We start from the raw sequence: 407 nt of genomic DNA, 5'->3' as shown, positions 1-407 counted from the left end.
GCCTTGATTTATAAGGCTTTTTTGCTTGTCTATAACTGATTTGCCCCATCATTTGCCCCACATTTTTTTATGAGCAATCTTTCCAGACATCTCTGATTACGAAAAACAAAAAAGCTATCCTACCTTTGCAAATTTGGATAAGATAGCAGAATATTTTAATGCAACTCCAACCCAACTATTTGGAACTAGTAAAGAGATTGAGTTAGAAAAGAGTGTTCTTGAATCTAATGAATACTCTGATAAAGTAAGTGAGATTTTAAAAGCTGTCAAATACATCGAAGATTTTCTAGAAACTGATGGACAGTACTTAGAGGATTTACTTTACTTAACAAGAGGCAACCAACTATACACAGAAGATGGAGATGAGTTGTATATTGATCCAACTTCTCAGAAAAGAACACTTCATA

The 407-nt window shown here is 33.4% G+C and carries 1 protein-coding gene; it reads left to right on the top strand.

The features are described from left to right. Window positions 1–76: 76 nt before the first annotated feature. Window positions 77–407: helix-turn-helix domain-containing protein (locus HMPREF2685_RS00015; protein WP_261710230.1), on the top strand; the 331-nt coding region annotated here is incomplete at its 3' end.

The sequence above is a fragment of the Streptococcus sp. HMSC074F05 genome, assembly GCF_001808725.1.
Lineage (GTDB): Bacteria > Bacillota > Bacilli > Lactobacillales > Streptococcaceae > Streptococcus > Streptococcus parasanguinis_I.
This window is presented reverse-complemented; position numbering and strand designations above follow the sequence as displayed.